This window comes from Rhodococcus sp. EPR-134, from assembly GCF_001647205.1.
GTDB classification, from domain to species: Bacteria; Actinomycetota; Actinomycetes; order Mycobacteriales; family Mycobacteriaceae; genus Rhodococcus_F; species Rhodococcus_F qingshengii.
The window spans coordinates 1-847 of the sequence record NZ_LVCT01000353.1 but is presented as its reverse complement, the minus strand read 5'-3'; the positions used below and the strand labels follow the sequence as shown (position 1 = coordinate 847).

Below are 847 nucleotides of genomic sequence, written 5' to 3'. Positions count from 1 at the left end.
GGCCGACTGCAACACGAACGGCAACTGCATCTGTCCGGAGCCGAACAGCTCGCCGACGGTCTTCATGCCCGAGAGCAAGGTCTCGTTGATGATGGCCAGCGGAGGCTTGATCGTCATCGCCTCGGTGAGATCGTCGTCGAGGCCGTTGCGCTCGCCGTCGACGATACGACGCTCGAGCCGGTCGAACAACGGAAGTCCCGCCAGTTCCTGCGCACGAGACTCACGCGCCGACGCTGCCGAAACGCCCTCGAACAGAGCCATCAGCTTCTGCAGCGGGTCGTACCCCTCGCTACGACGGTCGTAGACGAGGTCGAGTGCAGTTTCACGCTGCTCGTCCGGAATTCGGGCCATCGGCAGAATCTTGGACGCATGAACGATCGCCGTGTCCAGACCTGCCTCGGTGCACTCGTGCAGGAACACCGAGTTGAGGACCTGACGAGCTGCCGGGTTCAAACCGAACGAGATGTTCGAGATACCCAGGGTGAAGTGGAGTTCCGGGTACGCAGCCTTGAGCTGACGGATCGCTTCGATGGTCTCGATGCCGTCGCGTCGCACCTCTTCCTGACCGGTGGAGATGGGGAAGGTCAAGGCGTCGACGATGATGTCGGACTCGGCGAGTCCCCAGTTTCCCTTGATGTCCTCGATCAGACGCTTGGCGATGGCGACCTTCGTCTCGGCGGTGCGAGCCTGGCCCTCTTCGTCGATGGTCAGGGCGACGACCGCCGCGCCGTGCTCCTTGACCAGAGTCATGATCTTGTGGAAACGCGATTCGGGGCCGGCGCCGTCTTCGTAGTTGACGGAGTTGACGGCGCAGCGGCCACCGAGGTGTTCGAGACCAGCCTGCAAC

The 847-nt window shown here is 62.8% G+C and carries 1 protein-coding gene; it reads right to left on the bottom strand.

Annotation, left to right across the window (positions count from 1 at the left end; genetic code table 11):
* Positions 1-847, bottom strand: an 847-nt coding sequence (locus tag A2J01_RS15715) for a dihydropteroate synthase (protein WP_197494231.1), incomplete at both ends; no start/stop codon positions are given.